Here is an 18,194-nt window from a genome sequence, read left to right as displayed (position 1 = left end):
GGAAATTTTAGAAGGGAATGAAAAGAATGATTACACTCAAATCAAGACGTGAAATTGATGAGATGAAAGCAGCGGGGAAAATCCTTGCCGATACGCATAAAGAACTAAAAAAAATCATTAAACCTGGTATTACTAGCTGGGATTTAGAAGTATTTACAGATGAATTTTTACGTAAAAATGGCGCAACTCCAGAACAAAAAGGGTTTGAAGGCTACGAATATGCCATTTGTGCAAGTATCAATGATGAAATTTGTCATGGTTTTCCGCGCAAACAGAAGTTAAATCAAGGCGATATTATTACAGTAGATATGGTCGTGAACTATCACGGTGCGCTTGCTGATTCAGCTTGGACTTATGCAGTAGGTGAAGTTTCTGATGAAGTGAAGCATTTAATGGATGTAACGCATAAAGCACTTTATCTTGGGATTGAACAAGCACAAGTAGGAGCACGAGTAGGCGACATTGGTCACGCTATCCAAACATACGTAGAGTCTGAAAATCTTGCTGTTGTACGTGAGTTTATCGGCCACGGTGTTGGACCTACTTTACATGAAAAACCAGATATTCCGCATTATGGTAAAGCTGGAAAAGGACTACGCTTAAAAGAAGGTATGGTTATTACCGTCGAACCAATGGTAAACATGGGCGCTTGGAAAGCTAAAATGGACGATAACGGCTGGACTGCAAGAACCGTTGATGGATCTTTATCAGCTCAATATGAACACACTTTTGCTATTACAAAAGATGGCCCAGAAATTTTAACGTATCAAGGCGAAAACGATTAATTAAACTAGTTAGCCAGATGCATTTAGAACAGAATTCGAGTAAAAACACATGTAGTTATTACATCTGTTTTACTTTGACGTTTTTTTCTAGGCATCTGGCTTTATTTTTTAGAGGTGGTGACAGAGCAATTGGGAGAAAAAATGGCCATCTGGCGAACGAAAAAACCAGCAACAAAACAAAAAATCGTGTCAGACCTGAAAAAAGCGGGTATTAAAGAAGGTGATACGGTTATTTTTCATGCCTCCATGTCAAAAGCACACTGGATTTGCGGGGGACCGGTGGCGGTGATTTATGCACTTCAAGAGACAGTTGGCATTAATGGAAATATCGTCATGCCAGCGCAAACTGGACAATTGAGCGATCCGGCAAAGTGGGAAAATCCTCCTGTTCCAGAAAGCTGGTGGAAAATAATCCGAGCAGAAACGCCACCCTTTGATCCATTAGTAACACCAACTCGCAGTATGGGCGTCATTGCGGAAACATTCCGAGCTATGCCGGATGTGGCGCGCAGTTTTCATCCATATCATTCGTTTTGTGCATGGGGGAAAGATAAAGAAGAAATACTTGCTCACCAGCCTCTTTCGAAAAGTTTAGGGGATGATTCACCGCTTGGTAAGTTATATCAACTTTCGGCTAAAATCATTTTGTTTGGAGTGGATAACAATAATAATACTTCTCTTCATTTAGCAGAAGAGAGGTCAAATGTATTTCCGCTTATCGAAAATCAAGCTGCATTTTTGAAACAAGGTGAGATTGTTTGGGAGAAGTATCAGGAAATTGATTATAACAGTGAAGCGTTTATCGCGTTAGGTCGTACATATGAGAAAGAACGTGATTTTCACCCAACGACGATTATAGGAGCGCCAACTAAAATCTATGATATGCGTGATTTAGTAGATTTTGGGACCGATTATTTCCAAACAAAAAACCACTAAATAGTGGCTGGAATTTGTTTTATTTTCTAATCCGACGCAACTCTTCTGCAAATAATTGCATTTCGCGTGGGCTAAAATTTGATTTGCGTTTAATTAGCTGATAAATATCAGTAAGTGCGTTATAATCAACAGAGTCAAGCTCGAGATTTTCAAAAACGCCAACATTCACCATTTTTAGTTTAGTAGTAATTTCTGCTAACATAAAATCTAAGTTTTCCTGTGAAGGGGTTTCAAGATTCATCTTTTTGCTCCTTTCAAGCTAATAGACAAAATTTTACCATAATAGAAGAAAAACTTCCAGATGAATGACTATAAAAAAGGGGGCCTTATCAGTGTGGAAAAAAGTAGTAAAATATATTAAACATAACGGAATTGTCCAAGTGGGCCAAACAGTAAGCGCACGAGTAGGGCGAAATGATGTTTCTGGGAATGCAGCACAGTTAGCTTATTATATGCTGTTTTCGATTTTCCCAATGCTTCTAATCGCGGCCACTTTGCTCGCTTATCTTCATATTGATAAAGATTCGGTTTTTAATATGATAAAAGAATTTGCACCAGATCAGATTATGGACTTTTTAGAAGAAAATTTAAATACCTTACTAACGCAGAAAAATGGCGGATTACTTTCTATCGGGATTATCGCGACTTTATGGTCGGCATCTAATGGTATGAATGCCGTAATGAAATCGCTCAATAAAGCATATGGAGTTACGAATAAACGGAATTATGTCGTACAACGATTATTATCGATGTTTTTCACTTTAGCAATGCTTGCAACGGTGGGGGCAACTTTGCTATTACTCGTATTTGGACAACAAATTGGAATGTTTTTAATTAACCATTTGAATTTCTCGGAAGACTTTCTTAGTTTTTGGAATAATCTTCGTTGGACTGTTACGCTCGTCGTTATTTTTGTCGTCTTTACCTTTTTATATTGGGTGGCGCCAAATAGACGTAGTACGTTAATTAGTGTTCTCCCTGGAGCTCTTTTTTCAACCATTGGCTGGACAATAGCTTCAGTTGGATTTGCGTATTACGTAAATAACTTCGGCAATTATTCCGCAACATATGGTAGTATCGGTGTGATTATTATTTTAATGTTGTGGTTTTACTTAACTGGTATTATTTTAATGATCGGCGGAGAGCTAAATGCAACACTTGCAATCCGTAAAAAGAAAAAAGAACTAGGCGAAATCAATTAAAAAACGCTAAAACTGCAGTGAGCAGTTTTAGCGTTTTAATTTTTCATGAATGAGTTGCATGACGTATTTCGCGTCGCTTGGTTTATTAATATCAACTTCATCAATATTAATAACGAGTGTATCACTTTTATCATAAGACTCAAACCAGCTATCGTAGCGACTGTGGAGATGCTTATAGTAATCAAGTAAGCCAGGATTATCAAAGGTTTGCTCATAAGGACGGCCACGCAAGGAAATTCTACTTAAAACAGTATCTAAACTTCCGCGCAAATAAATCAATAAATCCGGCGCTTTTTTTGGCATATATGCAAGTTCTTCCATCATATTATCAAGCAAATCAAGATATGTATCCATCTCAGGTTCCGAAATATTACCTTCTTCAAAATTAATTTGCGTAAAAAGCGCATCCTCATAAATGCTTCGATCAAGCACATTATTTTGATCCGTTAATGCAGCTTTAATACTGCGAAAACGGGTATTTAAAAAATATATTTGTAAGGCAAAAGCCCATCTTTTTGGGTCATCATAAAACATTTCAAGGATGCGATTATCCTTAATGCTTTCATAAAATGCCTTTGTTCCAAGTTCATTTGCAATTAGCTCTGTATAACTACTTTTCCCAGCGCCAATCATTCCTGCTAAAACAATCACTTTATTTCCTACTCCTTCCATAACACGAGTAGCCTCCTTTTTGGTCGACTATCTGTTCATTATACTACTAATTTGCTTAATAAGGAGATTTTTTGTACGATAAAAGAGAAGAAATGAGGGATAATGATGACAAAACCATTAAAGCTAGTTTATACCGAAAATGGGTTTGACACAGGAGATTTTTTAATTGATGATAAAATGACCGATTATTCACCAGCAGATTTGATGTTGATGTCTATTGCCAGTTGTAGCGCCATTGTTTTTCGTAACATTTTAAGGAAAAAACGAGTGGATTTTACTGATTTATGGGTAGATGCAACAATGGAACGTATTCCTGAAGAAGAAAACCGGATTAGCGCGATTCATCTTCATTTTAAAATAACTGGTGCTGATTTGGATCCTAATCCACTTGAAAAAGCGCTAAAATTAACCCCAAAATACTGTTCGATGGTTCGTTCTGTCGAAAAAAGTATTATTGTCGATGAAAGTCTTGAAATCATGCCATAAACTACTGACAAGTGGCTGTTTTTTTGTTAGTATTAATGAAGACTTGGAATGATGGAGGAAAATAATGAATCAAAATCCTGTAGAAGAAGGACAAAAATTCCCGCTAACTATTCGACGCATGGGAATCAACGGGGAAGGAATCGGCTACTTTAAAAAAGCAGTTGTATTTGTACCTGGCGCAATTACCGGTGAAGAAGTAGTTGTCGAAGCGGTCAAAGTTCGCGATCGTTTCACCGAAGCAAAATTAAATAAAATCCGTAAAAAATCTCCAAACCGAGTTACCGCACCTTGCCCAGTTTACGAGGCGTGTGGTGGTTGCCAGCTGCAACATGTGGCCTATAGCGCCCAACTTGAATTAAAAAGAGATATTGTTATTCAATCAATCGAAAAACATACAAAAATCGATCCAACAAAATTAAAAATCCGTCCAACAATCGGAATGGAAGACCCATGGCGTTACCGCAATAAAAGCCAATTCCAAACAAGAATGGTAGGCAGTGGTCAAGTTGAAACAGGACTTTTCGGAGCCAATTCTCACCAACTTGTTCCGATTGAAGATTGTATCGTCCAACAACCCGTTACCATTAAAGTAACGAATTTTGTCCGTGATTTACTCGAAAAATACGGCGTGCCGATTTATGATGAAAAAGCAGGCAGTGGCATCGTCCGAACAATCGTCGTCCGTACAGGCGTGAAAACCGGTGAAACACAACTCGTCTTCATTACAAATAGTAAAAAGTTACCTAAAAAACGCGAAATGCTAGCAGAAATCGAAGCAGCTCTTCCAGAAGTCACTTCGATTATGCAAAACGTCAACCAAGCAAAATCCTCACTTATTTTTGGTGACGAAACGTTCCTTTTAGCAGGAAAAGAAAGCATTGAAGAAAAATTAATGGAACTCGAATTCGATTTATCAGCGCGTGCCTTTTTCCAATTAAACCCGTTCCAAACAGAGCGGCTCTACCAAGAAGTTGAGAAAGCGCTCGTACTAACAGGCAGTGAAACATTAGTAGATGCTTATTGCGGTGTTGGAACAATCGGCCAAGCATTTGCCGGCAAAGTTAAAGAAGTTCGAGGTATGGATATTATTCCAGAATCCATTGAAGACGCCAAACGAAATGCGGAGAAAAATGGCATCGAAAACGTTTATTATGAAGTAGGAAAAGCAGAAGACGTATTGCCTAAATGGGTGAAAGAAGGTTTCCGCCCGGATGCAGTCATCGTTGACCCACCAAGAAGTGGCTGTGACCAAGGTTTAATTAAATCGCTGTTACAAGTAGAAGCAAAACAACTTGTTTACGTATCATGTAACCCGTCTACGCTTGCTCGTGATTTAGCCTTGCTAGCGAAGAAATATCAAATTCGCTATATGCAACCCGTTGATATGTTCCCGCAAACAGCTCATGTCGAGACAGTAACATTACTACAACGACGCTAAACCGGGTAACTTAAATTTTTAGTTTATCCAATTAACAATCGTTGAAAATAAAATTCAATTTAAAATGACCGTCACCTCAATTAATGTAACTATTAATTTACATGATAAAGACGCTTCTGTAAAAGGAGCGTCTTTTTTTTACACCTAATTTATAAAAGAAAGCGAGCATTAAATCTAACTACAGAAAGCCTCAATAATTGTTGTTTCATATGTTTTTAAAATACCCTATAATGAAGTTATGGCTTCATAAAAAGGAGTGTTATGTTGTGACAACGAGCAAATATGAAAACGAATATTGGAAACATATTTTCGCCTTACAAGATTATATTGAAGCTCATCCAGCAGAGAATTTCACATCCGAACAATTAGCAAAAATTGCTGGATTATCCAAATACCACTTTCATAGAATTTTTAAAGCGTTAACAAATGAGTCGATATTTCAATATACAACACGAATAAAAATGGAATGGGCTCTTGGCTTACTAATGAATCGAAAGGATTTAACAATAACAGATGTAGCATATGAACTTGGCTTCAGCGATTCTTCTGTTTTTTCTAGGGCATTCAAGAAATATTTTGATGTGTCTCCTATAGAAATTAGAAAACAAAATAGCAACAATTGCAAAGAGAATTTTCTTACTTCCCGCTATAATAAGCCTGTAGATGAAAAACAATATAATATTCAAGGCAAAGTAACCATTACTACGCTACAGAATATACCTGTCATCTATAAGAGAATAGTAGGTTCTTACAAGGAATTAGAACTCACCAACCCTTTGAGTGAACTCTTTCAATATGGCATGGAGCATGATTTACTTGATAAAGATTCCTCTTTTCCATTGACGATTTACCATAGCCATCCCGATATAACAACAGCTGATAATCAGAGAGCTAGTAGTTGTATTATTATTAAACAAAATGTTAAGCAGTTAGACAGAGAGGAAATCGGGCTTATGGAGATACCTTCTGGGTTATACGGCGTCATCCATTTTGAAATACGTCAAAAAGAGTATCCGGATGCTTGGGATTTTGTTTACGGAAAGTGGCTTCCTTCTAGTGGTTATCTGCCAGCAAACTCATTTCCATTTGAGGTATATTTAAACAATCCACTGGAAGACCCACTTCAAAAACATATTGTGGATATCTATATTCCTATTGAACCAATAAACTAATTAGTAGGGGGAAAGCATGGACTATATTCAAATTGAAAACGCATATATTAATAACCTGAAAAATATAAGTATAGAAATCCCTAAAAATAAATTTATTGTAATTACTGGAATCAGTGGTTCAGGAAAATCAAGTCTAGCATTCGATTTGATTTTTGAAGAAGATAGAAAAAAGTATCTTCAATCAATAGGAATGGCTTTAGATTTTGGAACAGACTATTATACAAATATTACCGGGTTAAGTCCCACTGTAGCAGTAAAGCAAAACCTCATCAGACAAAGTAATCCGCGCTCTACTGTTGGATCTAAAACAGGACTTTTAAACAAATTTAGTCTATTATTCGCAAATGAAGGTTCGTACCAAGATAGTGAAAGTTTTTCGTTAGCTAATGATGATATAAATCCTGATATTTTTTCCTATCTTTCGCCAAATGGGATGTGTTTTGACTGCGCTGGAACTGGTAAACAATTTCATATTCATATGGAAAATATTATTTCATCTAAAACAGTGACGGTCGAACAAGTATTTCAACAAATTGGTTCAACAAAAGGTTACCTTAATTTACTACAGAGAAAATATACTGCTTATTTTCATGAACCTTTTTCGAATTGTCCCATCGAGATTCAAAATGAACTAATTTATGGTGTAGTAGATAATTACTCTGGGAAAACAAGTTATTGCGTTGAACGAGTATTACACAATCGGTATTTACGTAATGAAGATGTTCAGAGATTTTATTCACAAGAAATCTGTGAATCCTGTAATGGCTACCGCATTTGTGATGAAGCTAGAATGATGAAAATTGCTAATCTACACTTGGGTGAAATTGCCAGCATGTCGTTAATAAAAGTAAAAGAATTCCTTGATAATTATATAGAGATGAATAAATTGTCAGCTTTTGGGACAGAGTTATCTCGTTCGCTTATTACAACTTTAAATTCACTCATCCATATTAAACTAGGACATTTAACGATGTATCGAGAGATTCCGACCTTAAGTGGAGGCGAACTACAACGAATTTTTTTATATGACCACTTAGAATCAAAACTAGATTCACTCATCTACGTGTTTGACGAACCTACTAGCGGACTACACGAATCAGAAAAACAAGAGATTATCGAGTCACTTCAATCAATCAAAGCCCATGGAAACACTGTACTTATTGTTTCTCATGATAAAAAAATAATAAAAGCTGCTGATCATATTATTGATGTTGGAACAAATGCTGGAGATTTAGGCGGTGAAATAGTTTATCAAGGATCCTATTCAGAGTTTCTGAATAATCACCATTCGCTTACTTCAAAATTTCTAGATTATGATATGACAAAAAGTTTCAAAAAAAATAAGCAGGAAACAAAAGATACACTAAGCATTAGTAATGCAAATCGAAACAATTTAAAAAACATTTCAATTGAAATTCCGATTAACAGACTTGTTGGAATTGCTGGAGTTTCTGGGAGTGGAAAAAGTACATTAATATCTAAAACATTAGTACCACTCTGCAAAGAACAATTAAAGAACAGCGATTTCAGTAATCCAAATATCAAAGGAATGGATAAAATACAAAAGATAATTGAAATATCACAAGCTCCAATTGGACGCAAAGCAAATTCAAACCCGGTCACTTATATAGGTTTATGGGATAAGATAAGAGAATTATTTGCAAAACAACCTCAAGCAGTTAAAGAAGGATTAAAAGCAGGCGATTTTTCTTTTAACTCAAATGGCGCATGCCTATCTTGTAAAGGTAGTGGGGTTGAAGATATTTCGATTGGCTACGACATTCAATTTAGTAAAACTTGTCCAGAATGTAATGGGACACGATTTAATTCTAAAACCCTGCAAGTTTTGTACAAGCAAAAAAATATTAATGATGTTCTAGAAATGAGCGTAGATGAGGCTATCTCATTTTTGGAAAGTTCAACGATTGACCTATCCGTATTAAATATCCTAAAAAAAATAGGGATGGATTATGTGAAATTAGGTCAACCTACCTCAACTCTTAGTGGTGGTGAGGCTCAGAGAATCAAATTAGCAAAAGAAATTGGAAAAACAAGAAAAAAAGATACCCTTTATGTGTTAGATGAACCGTCAGCGGGCTTAAGTCAATATGACATTTCAAAATTGCTTTATTTACTAAATGAGTTAGTTACAAGTGGTAATTCAGTAATTGTTATTGAACATGATCTCGATATATTAAAATGCTGTGACTGGATTATAGAGCTTGGCGAAGGTAGTGGAGACAAGGGCGGAGAAGTTATTGCACAAGGAACTCCAATCGACTTAAGCGAAAATAATGTATCTATTACAGGGAGGTATTTATAAGTGAATAACACGCCTATGTTGCCTCCAGAAAAAATTTTAATAATTGATGAATTAGTAAAGAAGAAGTACTCAAATATTAAAGGACTATCTATTTTTCAAAATGAAAATCACGTACTAGAAACCTATTATGGTCGTAAAACTAAAAATGATAAATTTAACGTTGCTTCCATAACTAAAAGCGTCATATCCTTATTAATTGGAATTGCGATCGATAAAGGTTATATTCGAAGTGTAAACGAAAAAGTGATAGATTTTTTTCCTGAATATAAATTTACTGATAACAATGTTTTAAGGAATCAGATAACTATTAAAAACCTTTTAACAATGACGGCTCCATTTCCTTTTCCAAATATGCGAGAACCTTTAACAAGACTTTGTCGGCAGAATGATTGGGTGGAGTATGCGCTTAAAATAATGGGGTCAGGCGGGAGAATTGGAACTTTTAAATATTCTACAAGCGGTGCCCATTTGTTATCAGCAATTCTTACAAAAGCAACAAAAATGAGTGCGCGCGAATTTGCAAATAAACACCTTTTTGAACCATTATCGATTGAAACAGTTCCTAATTTCCCGATGAAATTTGATATAGATCATGTCTTTGGGAGGAAAATGAAAGGTTGGGTTTCTGACCCTTTAGGAAATAATGCGGGTGGTTGGGGGCTAACACTAACTTTAAATGAAATGTCAAAACTTGGACAACTATGCCTCCAGGAAGGATATTTCAATGGAAAGCAAATTATTAGTAAAGAATGGCTAGAAGATTCTACCCGCCAAGTAAAAAATAGTTACGGATATTATGGATACCTCTGGTGGGTTAGAGATAATAAAGACGAATATATGGCAGTGGGTTCAGGTGGAAATATTATTTATATAAATAAAAATAAACGGATAGTAATTGCAATTGCTTCAACTATCATTTCGAAACCCGCAGATAGACAAGAATTAATTGATAAGATACTATCAATACTATAGCCAGTGAAAGGAGAAATAGGTCGTTAGGTAGGAAAAGTACTGCAAAGAAAACAAGAGGGCGGGTGAGTACATGATTTCAGGATTAAGTCATATCACTTTAATTGTGAAAGATTTGAATAAAACAACCACATTCTTAGAAGAAATTTTTGATGCAGAAGAAATCTATTCTAGTGGCGATGACACATTTTCGCTCTCCAAAGAAAAGTTTTTTCTAATCGCGGGACTGTGGATCTGCATTATGGAAGGTGAATCTTTACAAGAACGCACTTACAACCATATTGCTTTTCAAATTCAAGCAGAGGAAATGGATGAATATATCGAGCGAATTAAATCACTCGGCATGGAAATAAAACCAGAGCGCTCTAGAGTAAAAGGCGAAGGACGATCCGTTTATTTTTATGACTATGATAATCACCTGTTTGAATTACACGCCGGGACATTAGAAGAACGCTTAAAAAGGTATCATAAATAGCAAACACAGGAGGAATTACTATGAAAAAACTATTTGATGAAACGAATGAATTTGAAAACAAATACTACCGAACTATTTGGTACGGTTATATCGAAAATGAGTTTGAACCTGAATTAAGTACCACAATAAAACAGCTAATTCAAAGCGATCTTGCCGAAAAAACAGCAAATCCAATCGAAGCCGCGCACTGGGTTTTCTATAGTGGAACACAAGCTGGCGATGCAATCGGTGATAAAGTCCGCTCATCCATAATGGTCCGCCATCGTGATAACGAGTTTGTCGTCCATTACAACATGAGCGATTTCCAATTTGTTACCGTGTTTGACGTAGCAACCAACTTTAAAAATCAACTTGAACAAGATTTGAATAAATAAAAACATCCCACCTATTGTTAGGTGGGATTCTCTTTCATCCAAGTTCTTTCCAGTGCCAATTACCGATATGTAAACCTTGATCCATTTCATTTGATGTAAAACTATCAGCTCTTGCTTCTGTTTTTGCTCGTGTTAATGAAGTCGCGCTTCCAAAACTATTTGCAGTTTCGTAGTGGTACTCTTGATTGTTCAAGCGAATAATAATGGCACGACCAGAAGGATGTTTTCCAATTAGTTTCAAGACTTCTTCGCTCCTTTTTTCAGTCGGTTAAATCATTTTTGTGAAAGCACCGGCATTTTGATCCAAGGCAGTAGAGGCAGATTCAATTTGGCTAAAATCTTCTAAAGATAAAATAAGGACTTCTTGGCTTTCCTCGACTTTTGCTTCGACACGTTCTGTACCACTTGAGATAGTATTAATTTCTTGGGTGATACCGTTGACACTTTTTTCTACTTCTTTAATTGCTTCTTCTACACGACTTGAAAGTTTACGAACTTCTTCAGCTACAACACTAAATCCACGCCCAGCATCACCAGCACGTGCTGCTTCAATTGCTGCATTTAAGGCAAGTAAATTGGTCTGAGAAGCAATTCCGTTAATTGTATTAATAATGCCGTGAATATTTTGTGCTTCTGTTTGCAAATCGTGAAGGGTATCGGTATTTTCATTTGATTCTTTCGTGATTGATTTCACGAGTTCAAGGAGAGCTTCACTGCGCGTTTTTCCAACACTGGAATGTTCTTTTAAATTTGTAGCCATGCTTTTTAAACCAGAGGCAAAATCATGGACAGTTTCTTCTCTTCTCGTAATATCAGTTGCTATTTTTGCAACTCCGACTACTGTTTCTTCGCGAATAATAGGGATATAAGTCGCTTCGAACCAAACACGTTCGCCACGAGCGTTTTTTCGTTCAATTTTATTTTGAAATTTTTGTCCAGCTAGTAGATTTGTCCACATTTCTTTGTAGCTCGCAGTTTGTACAAAGTCTGGAAAGCATAAGTCAGGGTGCGATAATTGCAACATTTCTTCTTCTGTATACCCCATAGCTTCCGCGAAAAGTGCATTAGCGTAAGTTACTTTTTTATTAGTATCAAAACGAATTATTGCTACGTTTTGAAGTAAACCATCGAGAAGGAGAGTTGCGTCTTCTGTTTCCGCATTAACATTCATTAAAAAAACCTCCATTTTTTAGAAAAATAATATGAAAATAACCAACATCAACATAATAACACACTTATATTCGTATTAGAAGGTTTATTTTTTTATAAAATGGGTATAATAAAAAAATTTAGCTTAGTAGAGTTACTTGCAATCCTGTTAGAACAATCTTATAATTTAGAAAAATACGGGAGGGATAGGGATGCGAATTACGGGGGAACGGATTTACTTAAGACCTTTTCAAATAACCGATGCGAATCAAAAACTAGCTTTTCATTTGGCGAATAAGTCTTTTTTTGCGAGCTATTCGATGGAGCGAGATGAGCGCTTTTATACGATAGAAGAGCAACAAGCGCTTATTTTACGATTAGAAGATTTTGCTGCAAGTGATGTAGAGTATTATTATGGAATTTTCTTGAAAGATACTGATGAACTTATTGGTACAATTAATTTATTTAGTATTTTGCGTGAATCGTTACAATCCGCATTTATCGGTTATTTTTTGGATAAGACTCATAACGGAAATGGATATGCTACCGAAGCAGTACAGTTAATAGTAGATTTTGGATTTGATATTCTTGGACTTCATCGTATTGAAGCGGGTGTTATGCCAAAAAACGAGCGATCTAAGCAAGTTCTTTTAAATGCTGGATTTCATTTAGAAGGGCTAGCGGTTCAAAATGTGCGCATTAATGGAACGTGGGAAGATCATCAAGTACTAGCCATTATAAATCCTGGAGACTAAAAAAAGCCAAGTGGCGCAATTTGCGCACTTGGCTTTTTCTTCTTTTAACGTCCGTCGCCGTATTCCCAGTTACGAATAGCATCGTCTTCATCAAAAGAAATTAACACATCAGCAACTCCGCGAAGTTTACCAATATTTTCTTCTAAACGGTCTTTAATATCATCTACTTCCGCAAGTGTAAGCATCGGATCAAGTTCGACCTCGACATCAACGTGAAACACATCGCCTTCTTTTAACACGGTAAGCACTTGTATATCACGCACATCTGGATCACTCATTACTAATTGACCAACAGTTAAATGCATGCTTTGATCCGATTCTCCAATCACCCCAGCAGCATTATCTAAAAATACTTTTCCGACAACAATAAACATCATAACTCCAATTAACATCGATGCAATACCTTCCGCTTGATGAAAAGGAGTGTAGTGGGAAATAATGACCGCAATCATTGCAAGCAAGCCGCCACCAGTTGCCACCGAATCTTCCAAGAATACTAGTTTAGTCGCTGCTTTTGCCTTACCAAGATTTAAAATACTATCTTTAAATAAGCTAAGACCTTTTGATTCTAAACCAACATCATGAGCAATTTCGTGCATCGCTTTTACAAGAACGGAAAACTCTAAAATAGTACAAAGTAAAAGTACCACGAGATTAATAAGAAAACCGGTTGAACTTGTCGGATCGATGATGTGCGCGAAACCTTCTCGAATTGTCTCAAATGCCATAATACCAACAACAATTACCGCGCCAAGAAGTACTAAGTTAACCATCCGGCCAAAACCATGCGGAAAACGTTTCGTCGGCCGTTTCTTACTTAAAGCAGAACCTATAAATACGAAAAACTGGTTAGCTGCGTCACCAAGGCTATGTAGCGTTTCAGCAAACATCGCAATGTTCCCTGTGAAAAAATAAGTGACACCTTTTATAATTGAAACAATCGTATTAACAAGAGCTGCTGTTAAAGCTGATTTATTGCCTTCTTTTAATAACCCTAATAATTCTTTCATCCTAGTCTCCTCCACGAATATCATTAAGAAATTGTAGCATTTTTTCACTCAAAAAGAAAATAGGAACTAAGAAGCTTTCTAGAAGCTTGCAAAAATGTAAGTATAAACAAGCTTTCTTTTCAAATTTATATCTGCTAAACTGGTACTAGGTGCTTATTCAGAGAGTCTGAAAGCTGATTTTGAAACGGAAGGCGTTGGGATACGAGAATGCAAGTCCAAAAATGCCGTTTTTTTGTATTGTTACTGCCAGTATTATATCTCTTATATGGGGTTTCACTTGCACTACAATTTGGGAATAACGCTGATTTAATTAATACGATTACTAATAGTTGTATACTTTTATTAACAACATTAATTTTAACAAAACTGGCTAAATTAAAAAACTGGATTGATTTCATCTGGTTTTGTGTATTTATTTTATATATATTTGTGCTCTTACATCTAGTAGCCTATATTTCGATTGGTGACTTTGTAAACAGCACGTATACAGGGAATTTCCACATTCAAAAAGAAATGATTAATTTAATACCTTTTACAACAATAGAAAACACATTCCAACAAACATTACCAACGATGCCAACAATTATTCAAATAATCGGGAATGTTTTATTATTATGTCCGCTGTCTTTCTTTCTACTTTACTTTAAAATCACTAGTACAGCAGGAAAAACTATACTTGTTATTTTCCTTACTTCTTGTGGTATTGAATTGCTACAATTTGCTCAAACAACGATGATTACAGGATTTGAAAGTATCTCACTTCCACCAAACCGCTCTACAGATGTAGATGATATTATTTTAAATACGTTAAGCGGTTTAATTGGTGTCTTACTTGCATATGCAATCCCACCAGTTAGAAAACGTATAAATAAAAGAAGATGAATGTAATCGTTAAGGAGACTTAGTTATGAAAGAAAAGTTAATGCAAGCCTATGCTTGGTTCCAAAGAAATAGTATGATCGTAAAAATAGTTTTTATTACCTTTGTAATGGGGTTCGTCATATTTGAGATTGTCAATATTGCGACAGGGATTGATTACCCATCATTAAAGGCAAATATCACTTCTCAAAGCCCAGAACAGATATTTATTATGTTCATTGTCGGCTTAATTGCTGTGACACCAATGCTTTTGTATGATTATGTTATTGTAAAACTTTTACCAGGAAAGTTTTCGCCAATTCATGTGGTTGCATCTGGTTGGATTACGAATACATTCACCAATATTGGTGGATTTGGCGGGGTATTAGGCGCAAGTTTAAGAGCAAGTTTCTACGGAAAAAATGCCTCCCATAAAGAAATTTTACTAGCAATCTCAAAAATTGCTTTATTCCTAGTATCGGGATTATCGATTTACTGTTTAGTATCATTAACAACATTACTTATTCCAGGTTTTGCTGATCATTTCGTTAATTACTGGCCATGGCTTCTAGCTGGCGGTCTTTACTTTCCGATTTTATTCACGATTACAAAATGGAAAAGTAAATCGTTATTCGTGGACTTGCCAATTAAGAGAGAATTAACGTTAATTGTTGCTTCCCTTTTAGAGTGGGGCTTTGCATTTGGCTGTTTTGCAATTATTGGTGTTTTAATGGGAGAACCAGTTGATATTTTCAAGGTATTTCCATTGTTTGTTATCGCTTCTGTCATCGGTATTGCTTCGATGGTTCCAGGGGGCGTAGGAACTTTTGATGTAGTAATGATTCTTGGACTTAGCCAACTCGGTGTTTCTCAGGAATTGGCACTTGCTTGGATGCTATTTTATCGGATTTTCTACTATATTATCCCGTTCATTGTCGGTCTACTTTTCTTTGTTCAAAAAGCAGGAAAACGACTAAACGATTTTTTAGAAGGATTACCACTACTATTTTTACAAAAAGTGGCACATCGATTTTTAGTGTTTTTCGTATATGGATCGGGGCTATTACTGATTTTATCTTCCGCAGTTCCAAATGCGATTTACCATGTACCATTCTTATACAAAATCATGCCGTTTAACTTCTTGTTTACATCGCAAATTACAATTGTTGCTTTTGGATTCTTACTACTCGGACTTGCAAGGGGGATTGAATGTAAGACAAAGAAAGCTTACATTATAACAGTCATCGTACTAGGTTGCGCTATTTTCAACACGCTTGCTCGCGTATTTTCGATGAAACAAGCGATTTTCCTAGGAATCGTTTTACTATGTTTATTCCTTGCTAGAAATGAATTTTACCGGGAAAAACTAGTGTATACTTGGAGTAAAGTAATCATTGATAGTATCATTTTTATCGTATGTTTAGCTGGTTATATTGTTATCGGTATTTATAATTCACCAAACATCAAGCATTCCAAAGAAATTCCTGACTATCTACGCATTGCATCTGAACATTTATGGTTAGTCGGATTTGTCGGTGTCTTTATTGCGGTTGTTAGTTTAGTTATTATTTATATCTACCTATCTACTACTAAAGAAAAACTCGGCTCGCCATTTGAAGCGGTCAAAGTACGTGAACATTTAGCGAAATGGGGCGGAAATGAAGTCAGCCATACCATGTTCTTACGCGATAAACTACTATTTTGGGCGGCAAACGGTGAAGTACTTTTCTCTTACCGAATTATTGCTGACAAGATGGTAATTATGGGAGAACCAACTGGAAATATGGAAAAAATGGAAGACGCTATTGAAGAAGTCATGACAAATGCAGACCGATTTGGTTATCGTCCTGTGTTCTATGAAGTCCGCGGCACAATGATCCCTTATCTGCATGATCACGGCTTTGACTTCATTAAGCTTGGCGAGGAAGGTTTTGTAGATGTTCAAAACTTTACTATGAGCGGTAAGAAGAAAAAAGGCGAACGAGCGCTAATGAACAAATTAGATCGCGAAGGTTACACGTTTGAAATCATTCAGCCGCCTTTTAACAATGAGATGTGGAAGACCTTGCGAGCTGTTTCAGATGAATGGCTTGATGGCAGGGAAGAAAAAGGCTTTTCTCTTGGCTTCTTTGATACGTATTATTTAGAACAAGCAGATATAGCTCTTGCCAAAAATGCAGACGGAACCGTAGTTGGTTTTGCTTCTATGATGCCGTCGTATACTGATGAAATGACTTCGATTGATTTAATGCGATACTCAAAAGAAGCTCCATCAGGCATTATGGATTTTCTCTTCATCAATTTATTTGAAAAAGCGAAAGAAGACGGATTCCAAACATTCAATGCAGGCATGGCACCACTAGCAAACGTTGGTGAAAGTAAGTATGCGTTTCTAGGTGAACGATTGGCAGGGCTTGTGTACCGTTATAGTCAAGGTTTCTATGGATTTAAAGGTTTACGAAATTTCAAATCTAAATATGTAACAGAATGGGAACAAAAATTTGTAGCTTTTAGAAAACGAAGCTCCATTGCGTTTACAATGTTACAGCTAATGATTCTCGTAGGGAAAAAACGACCACTTGCAAATAATCAAGTAGTGCTCGACTTCCCGCTAAATGAAGAAATAGAAAAACCAGATTCTGAGTAAATCAGAATCTGGTTTTTCTAATCAATTAAGTCATCTAAAGCTTCTTGCAACGTTTCGAATCGAAATTCAAAATGATTACTCATTAATTTTTCTGGATAAGCCCTCTGACTATCCAAAATGGTCATTGCTCGTTCACCGAGAATGAATTTAATGATTTTCTTCGGTACTGGAGTTTTATAAGGTTTATGCATTGCTTTACCGAGTCGCTCGGCAAATTTCTTTTCTTGAACAGGGTGAGGCGCGGTAAAATTAACTACCCCATTAATCTGTTCATGATTAAAAATAAACAACATTGCCGCTACAACATCATCGACATGAATCCAAGAATACCATTGTCGACCACTGCCGAATTTCCCGCCCGTATATGTTTGGAATAACTTTTCAAAAACAGGAAATGAACCGCCGCCAGTCCCAAGTACAAGCCCAAAACGAGCGTAAACTACTCGAATACCTAAATCACTTGCTGCACTAGCTGTCTTTTCCCATTCATAAACTGTTTTTCCTAAGAAGTTATCTGCATAAGCATTTTCTTCCGTGTCTAGATAAATAGTTGATTTGGAGGAAGTATAAGCTCCAATTGCACTTGCATTAATCCACGATTTAGGTTTGGATTTCATTTTTGAAACAATCGATAAGAGTGCTGAAGTAGCTTCGATGCGGCTATTTACAATCACTTTCTTCCTATCATATGTCCATTTTTCATCCATCAAACCAGCACCTGCCAAATTAATACAAACATCTACTGGTAAATCTTCTAAATTAGGTAACTTATCATCATTTAACCATTCAATATAATGTACATTTGCGCGGTTTTTTAGCTTTTGTCTTGTTAAGATGAAAAGCTCGTGATCTGATTTTTCTAATTCATGTACTAAATGATCACCAATAAAACCTGTTGCGCCTGTAAGTAAGATATGCAATTTTATCACCTCTTTATAGTCCT

Annotated in this window: 19 protein-coding genes; 13 read left to right on the top strand and 6 right to left on the bottom strand. The window is 36.2% G+C overall.

The window, feature by feature from the left end; genetic code table 11:
* Window positions 1–26 precede the first annotated feature (26 nt).
* Together map and PQQ29_RS08895 are read left to right on the top strand one after the other, a co-directional pair.
* Window positions 27–785, top strand: coding sequence for a type I methionyl aminopeptidase (gene map / locus PQQ29_RS08900; RefSeq protein ID WP_003767285.1), 759 nt, complete (start codon window positions 27–29; stop codon window positions 783–785).
* Window positions 786–914: 129 nt separating this feature from the next.
* Entirely contained in the window at window positions 915–1,721 is an 807-nt protein-coding gene (locus PQQ29_RS08895) for an AAC(3) family N-acetyltransferase (protein WP_003762737.1), read from the top strand.
* Window positions 1,722–1,740: 19 nt separating this feature from the next.
* On the opposite strand, the gene PQQ29_RS08890 is transcribed toward PQQ29_RS08895, so the two are convergent.
* A complete protein-coding gene (locus tag PQQ29_RS08890) occupies window positions 1,741–1,962 on the bottom strand; it encodes a DUF1128 domain-containing protein (RefSeq protein ID WP_003768985.1) in 222 nt (73 codons plus the stop codon).
* 91 nt (window positions 1,963–2,053) lie between these two features.
* Here PQQ29_RS08890 and PQQ29_RS08885 point away from each other — a divergent pair, with 91 nt between their 5' ends.
* Window positions 2,054–2,923: a YihY/virulence factor BrkB family protein gene (locus tag PQQ29_RS08885; RefSeq protein ID WP_003762733.1), complete on the top strand. Its 870-nt coding sequence runs from the start codon at window positions 2,054–2,056 to the stop codon at window positions 2,921–2,923.
* A 27-nt stretch (window positions 2,924–2,950) separates the two neighbouring features.
* Here PQQ29_RS08885 and PQQ29_RS08880 read toward each other — a convergent pair whose 3' ends face one another.
* Window positions 2,951–3,595 (bottom strand): deoxynucleoside kinase, encoded by a 645-nt coding sequence (locus PQQ29_RS08880; protein ID WP_003762732.1) that lies wholly within the window; start codon window positions 3,593–3,595, stop codon window positions 2,951–2,953.
* A 105-nt stretch (window positions 3,596–3,700) separates the two neighbouring features.
* Here PQQ29_RS08880 and PQQ29_RS08875 point away from each other — a divergent pair, with 105 nt between their 5' ends.
* The 7 genes from PQQ29_RS08875 (at window position 3,701) to PQQ29_RS08845 (ending at window position 10,832) form a co-directional block, all read left to right on the top strand.
* The gene (locus tag PQQ29_RS08875; protein WP_070023968.1) at window positions 3,701–4,081 is read left to right on the top strand and encodes an OsmC family protein; all 381 of its coding nucleotides are present in this window, start codon (window positions 3,701–3,703) and stop codon (window positions 4,079–4,081) included.
* Between the two features lie 64 nt (window positions 4,082–4,145).
* Entirely contained in the window at window positions 4,146–5,519 is a 1,374-nt protein-coding gene (gene rlmD / locus PQQ29_RS08870; RefSeq protein ID WP_187984151.1) for a 23S rRNA (uracil(1939)-C(5))-methyltransferase RlmD, read from the top strand.
* Window positions 5,520–5,785: 266 nt separating this feature from the next.
* Window positions 5,786–6,691, top strand: coding sequence for an AraC family transcriptional regulator (locus PQQ29_RS08865; protein WP_258210430.1), 906 nt, complete (start codon window positions 5,786–5,788; stop codon window positions 6,689–6,691).
* 16 nt (window positions 6,692–6,707) lie between these two features.
* Window positions 6,708–9,014 carry an excinuclease ABC subunit UvrA gene (locus PQQ29_RS08860; protein ID WP_187984150.1) on the top strand — a complete coding sequence of 769 codons (2,307 nt, stop codon included), beginning with the start codon at window positions 6,708–6,710 and terminating at the stop codon, window positions 9,012–9,014.
* Window positions 9,015–9,986 carry a serine hydrolase domain-containing protein gene (locus tag PQQ29_RS08855; protein WP_187984149.1) on the top strand — a complete coding sequence of 324 codons (972 nt, stop codon included), beginning with the start codon at window positions 9,015–9,017 and terminating at the stop codon, window positions 9,984–9,986.
* Between the two features lie 70 nt (window positions 9,987–10,056).
* Window positions 10,057–10,458 carry a fosfomycin resistance hydrolase FosX gene (fosX, locus tag PQQ29_RS08850; RefSeq protein WP_003762632.1) on the top strand — a complete coding sequence of 134 codons (402 nt, stop codon included), beginning with the start codon at window positions 10,057–10,059 and terminating at the stop codon, window positions 10,456–10,458.
* 20 nt (window positions 10,459–10,478) lie between these two features.
* Complete coding sequence (locus PQQ29_RS08845) at window positions 10,479–10,832, top strand: hypothetical protein (RefSeq protein WP_003768972.1); 354 nt, start codon at window positions 10,479–10,481, stop codon at window positions 10,830–10,832.
* Window positions 10,833–10,866: 34 nt separating this feature from the next.
* Here PQQ29_RS08845 and PQQ29_RS08840 read toward each other — a convergent pair whose 3' ends face one another.
* Window positions 10,867–11,073: a hypothetical protein gene (locus PQQ29_RS08840; protein WP_003762628.1), complete on the bottom strand. Its 207-nt coding sequence runs from the start codon at window positions 11,071–11,073 to the stop codon at window positions 10,867–10,869.
* Window positions 11,074–11,100: 27 nt separating this feature from the next.
* Window positions 11,101–12,003 carry a methyl-accepting chemotaxis protein gene (locus PQQ29_RS08835; RefSeq protein WP_010990964.1) on the bottom strand — a complete coding sequence of 301 codons (903 nt, stop codon included), beginning with the start codon at window positions 12,001–12,003 and terminating at the stop codon, window positions 11,101–11,103.
* A 190-nt stretch (window positions 12,004–12,193) separates the two neighbouring features.
* Here PQQ29_RS08835 and PQQ29_RS08830 point away from each other — a divergent pair, with 190 nt between their 5' ends.
* Window positions 12,194–12,736: a GNAT family N-acetyltransferase gene (locus tag PQQ29_RS08830; protein ID WP_010990963.1), complete on the top strand. Its 543-nt coding sequence runs from the start codon at window positions 12,194–12,196 to the stop codon at window positions 12,734–12,736.
* A gap of 44 nt (window positions 12,737–12,780) precedes the next feature.
* Here PQQ29_RS08830 and PQQ29_RS08825 read toward each other — a convergent pair whose 3' ends face one another.
* Window positions 12,781–13,746, bottom strand: coding sequence for a cation diffusion facilitator family transporter (locus tag PQQ29_RS08825; protein ID WP_003762620.1), 966 nt, complete (start codon window positions 13,744–13,746; stop codon window positions 12,781–12,783).
* Between the two features lie 207 nt (window positions 13,747–13,953).
* Here PQQ29_RS08825 and PQQ29_RS08820 point away from each other — a divergent pair, with 207 nt between their 5' ends.
* Together PQQ29_RS08820 and mprF are read left to right on the top strand one after the other, a co-directional pair.
* Entirely contained in the window at window positions 13,954–14,628 is a 675-nt protein-coding gene (locus tag PQQ29_RS08820; RefSeq protein WP_003762618.1) for a VanZ family protein, read from the top strand.
* A gap of 25 nt (window positions 14,629–14,653) precedes the next feature.
* Window positions 14,654–17,251, top strand: a complete 2,598-nt coding sequence (gene mprF / locus PQQ29_RS08815) for a bifunctional lysylphosphatidylglycerol flippase/synthetase MprF (protein ID WP_003768966.1) — start codon at window positions 14,654–14,656, stop codon at window positions 17,249–17,251.
* A gap of 17 nt (window positions 17,252–17,268) precedes the next feature.
* Here the strand turns inward: mprF and PQQ29_RS08810 are convergent, their stop codons facing one another.
* On the bottom strand, window positions 17,269–18,171 hold the full coding sequence (locus PQQ29_RS08810) for a TIGR01777 family oxidoreductase (RefSeq protein WP_187984148.1): 903 nt from the start codon (window positions 18,169–18,171) through the stop codon (window positions 17,269–17,271).
* Window positions 18,172–18,194: the final 23 nt, after the last annotated feature.

Source organism: Listeria innocua, assembly GCF_028596125.1.
Classification (GTDB): domain Bacteria; phylum Bacillota; class Bacilli; order Lactobacillales; family Listeriaceae; genus Listeria; species Listeria innocua.
Note: the sequence above shows the minus strand (reverse complement) of the source record. Positions and strands in the feature narration are given on the sequence as shown.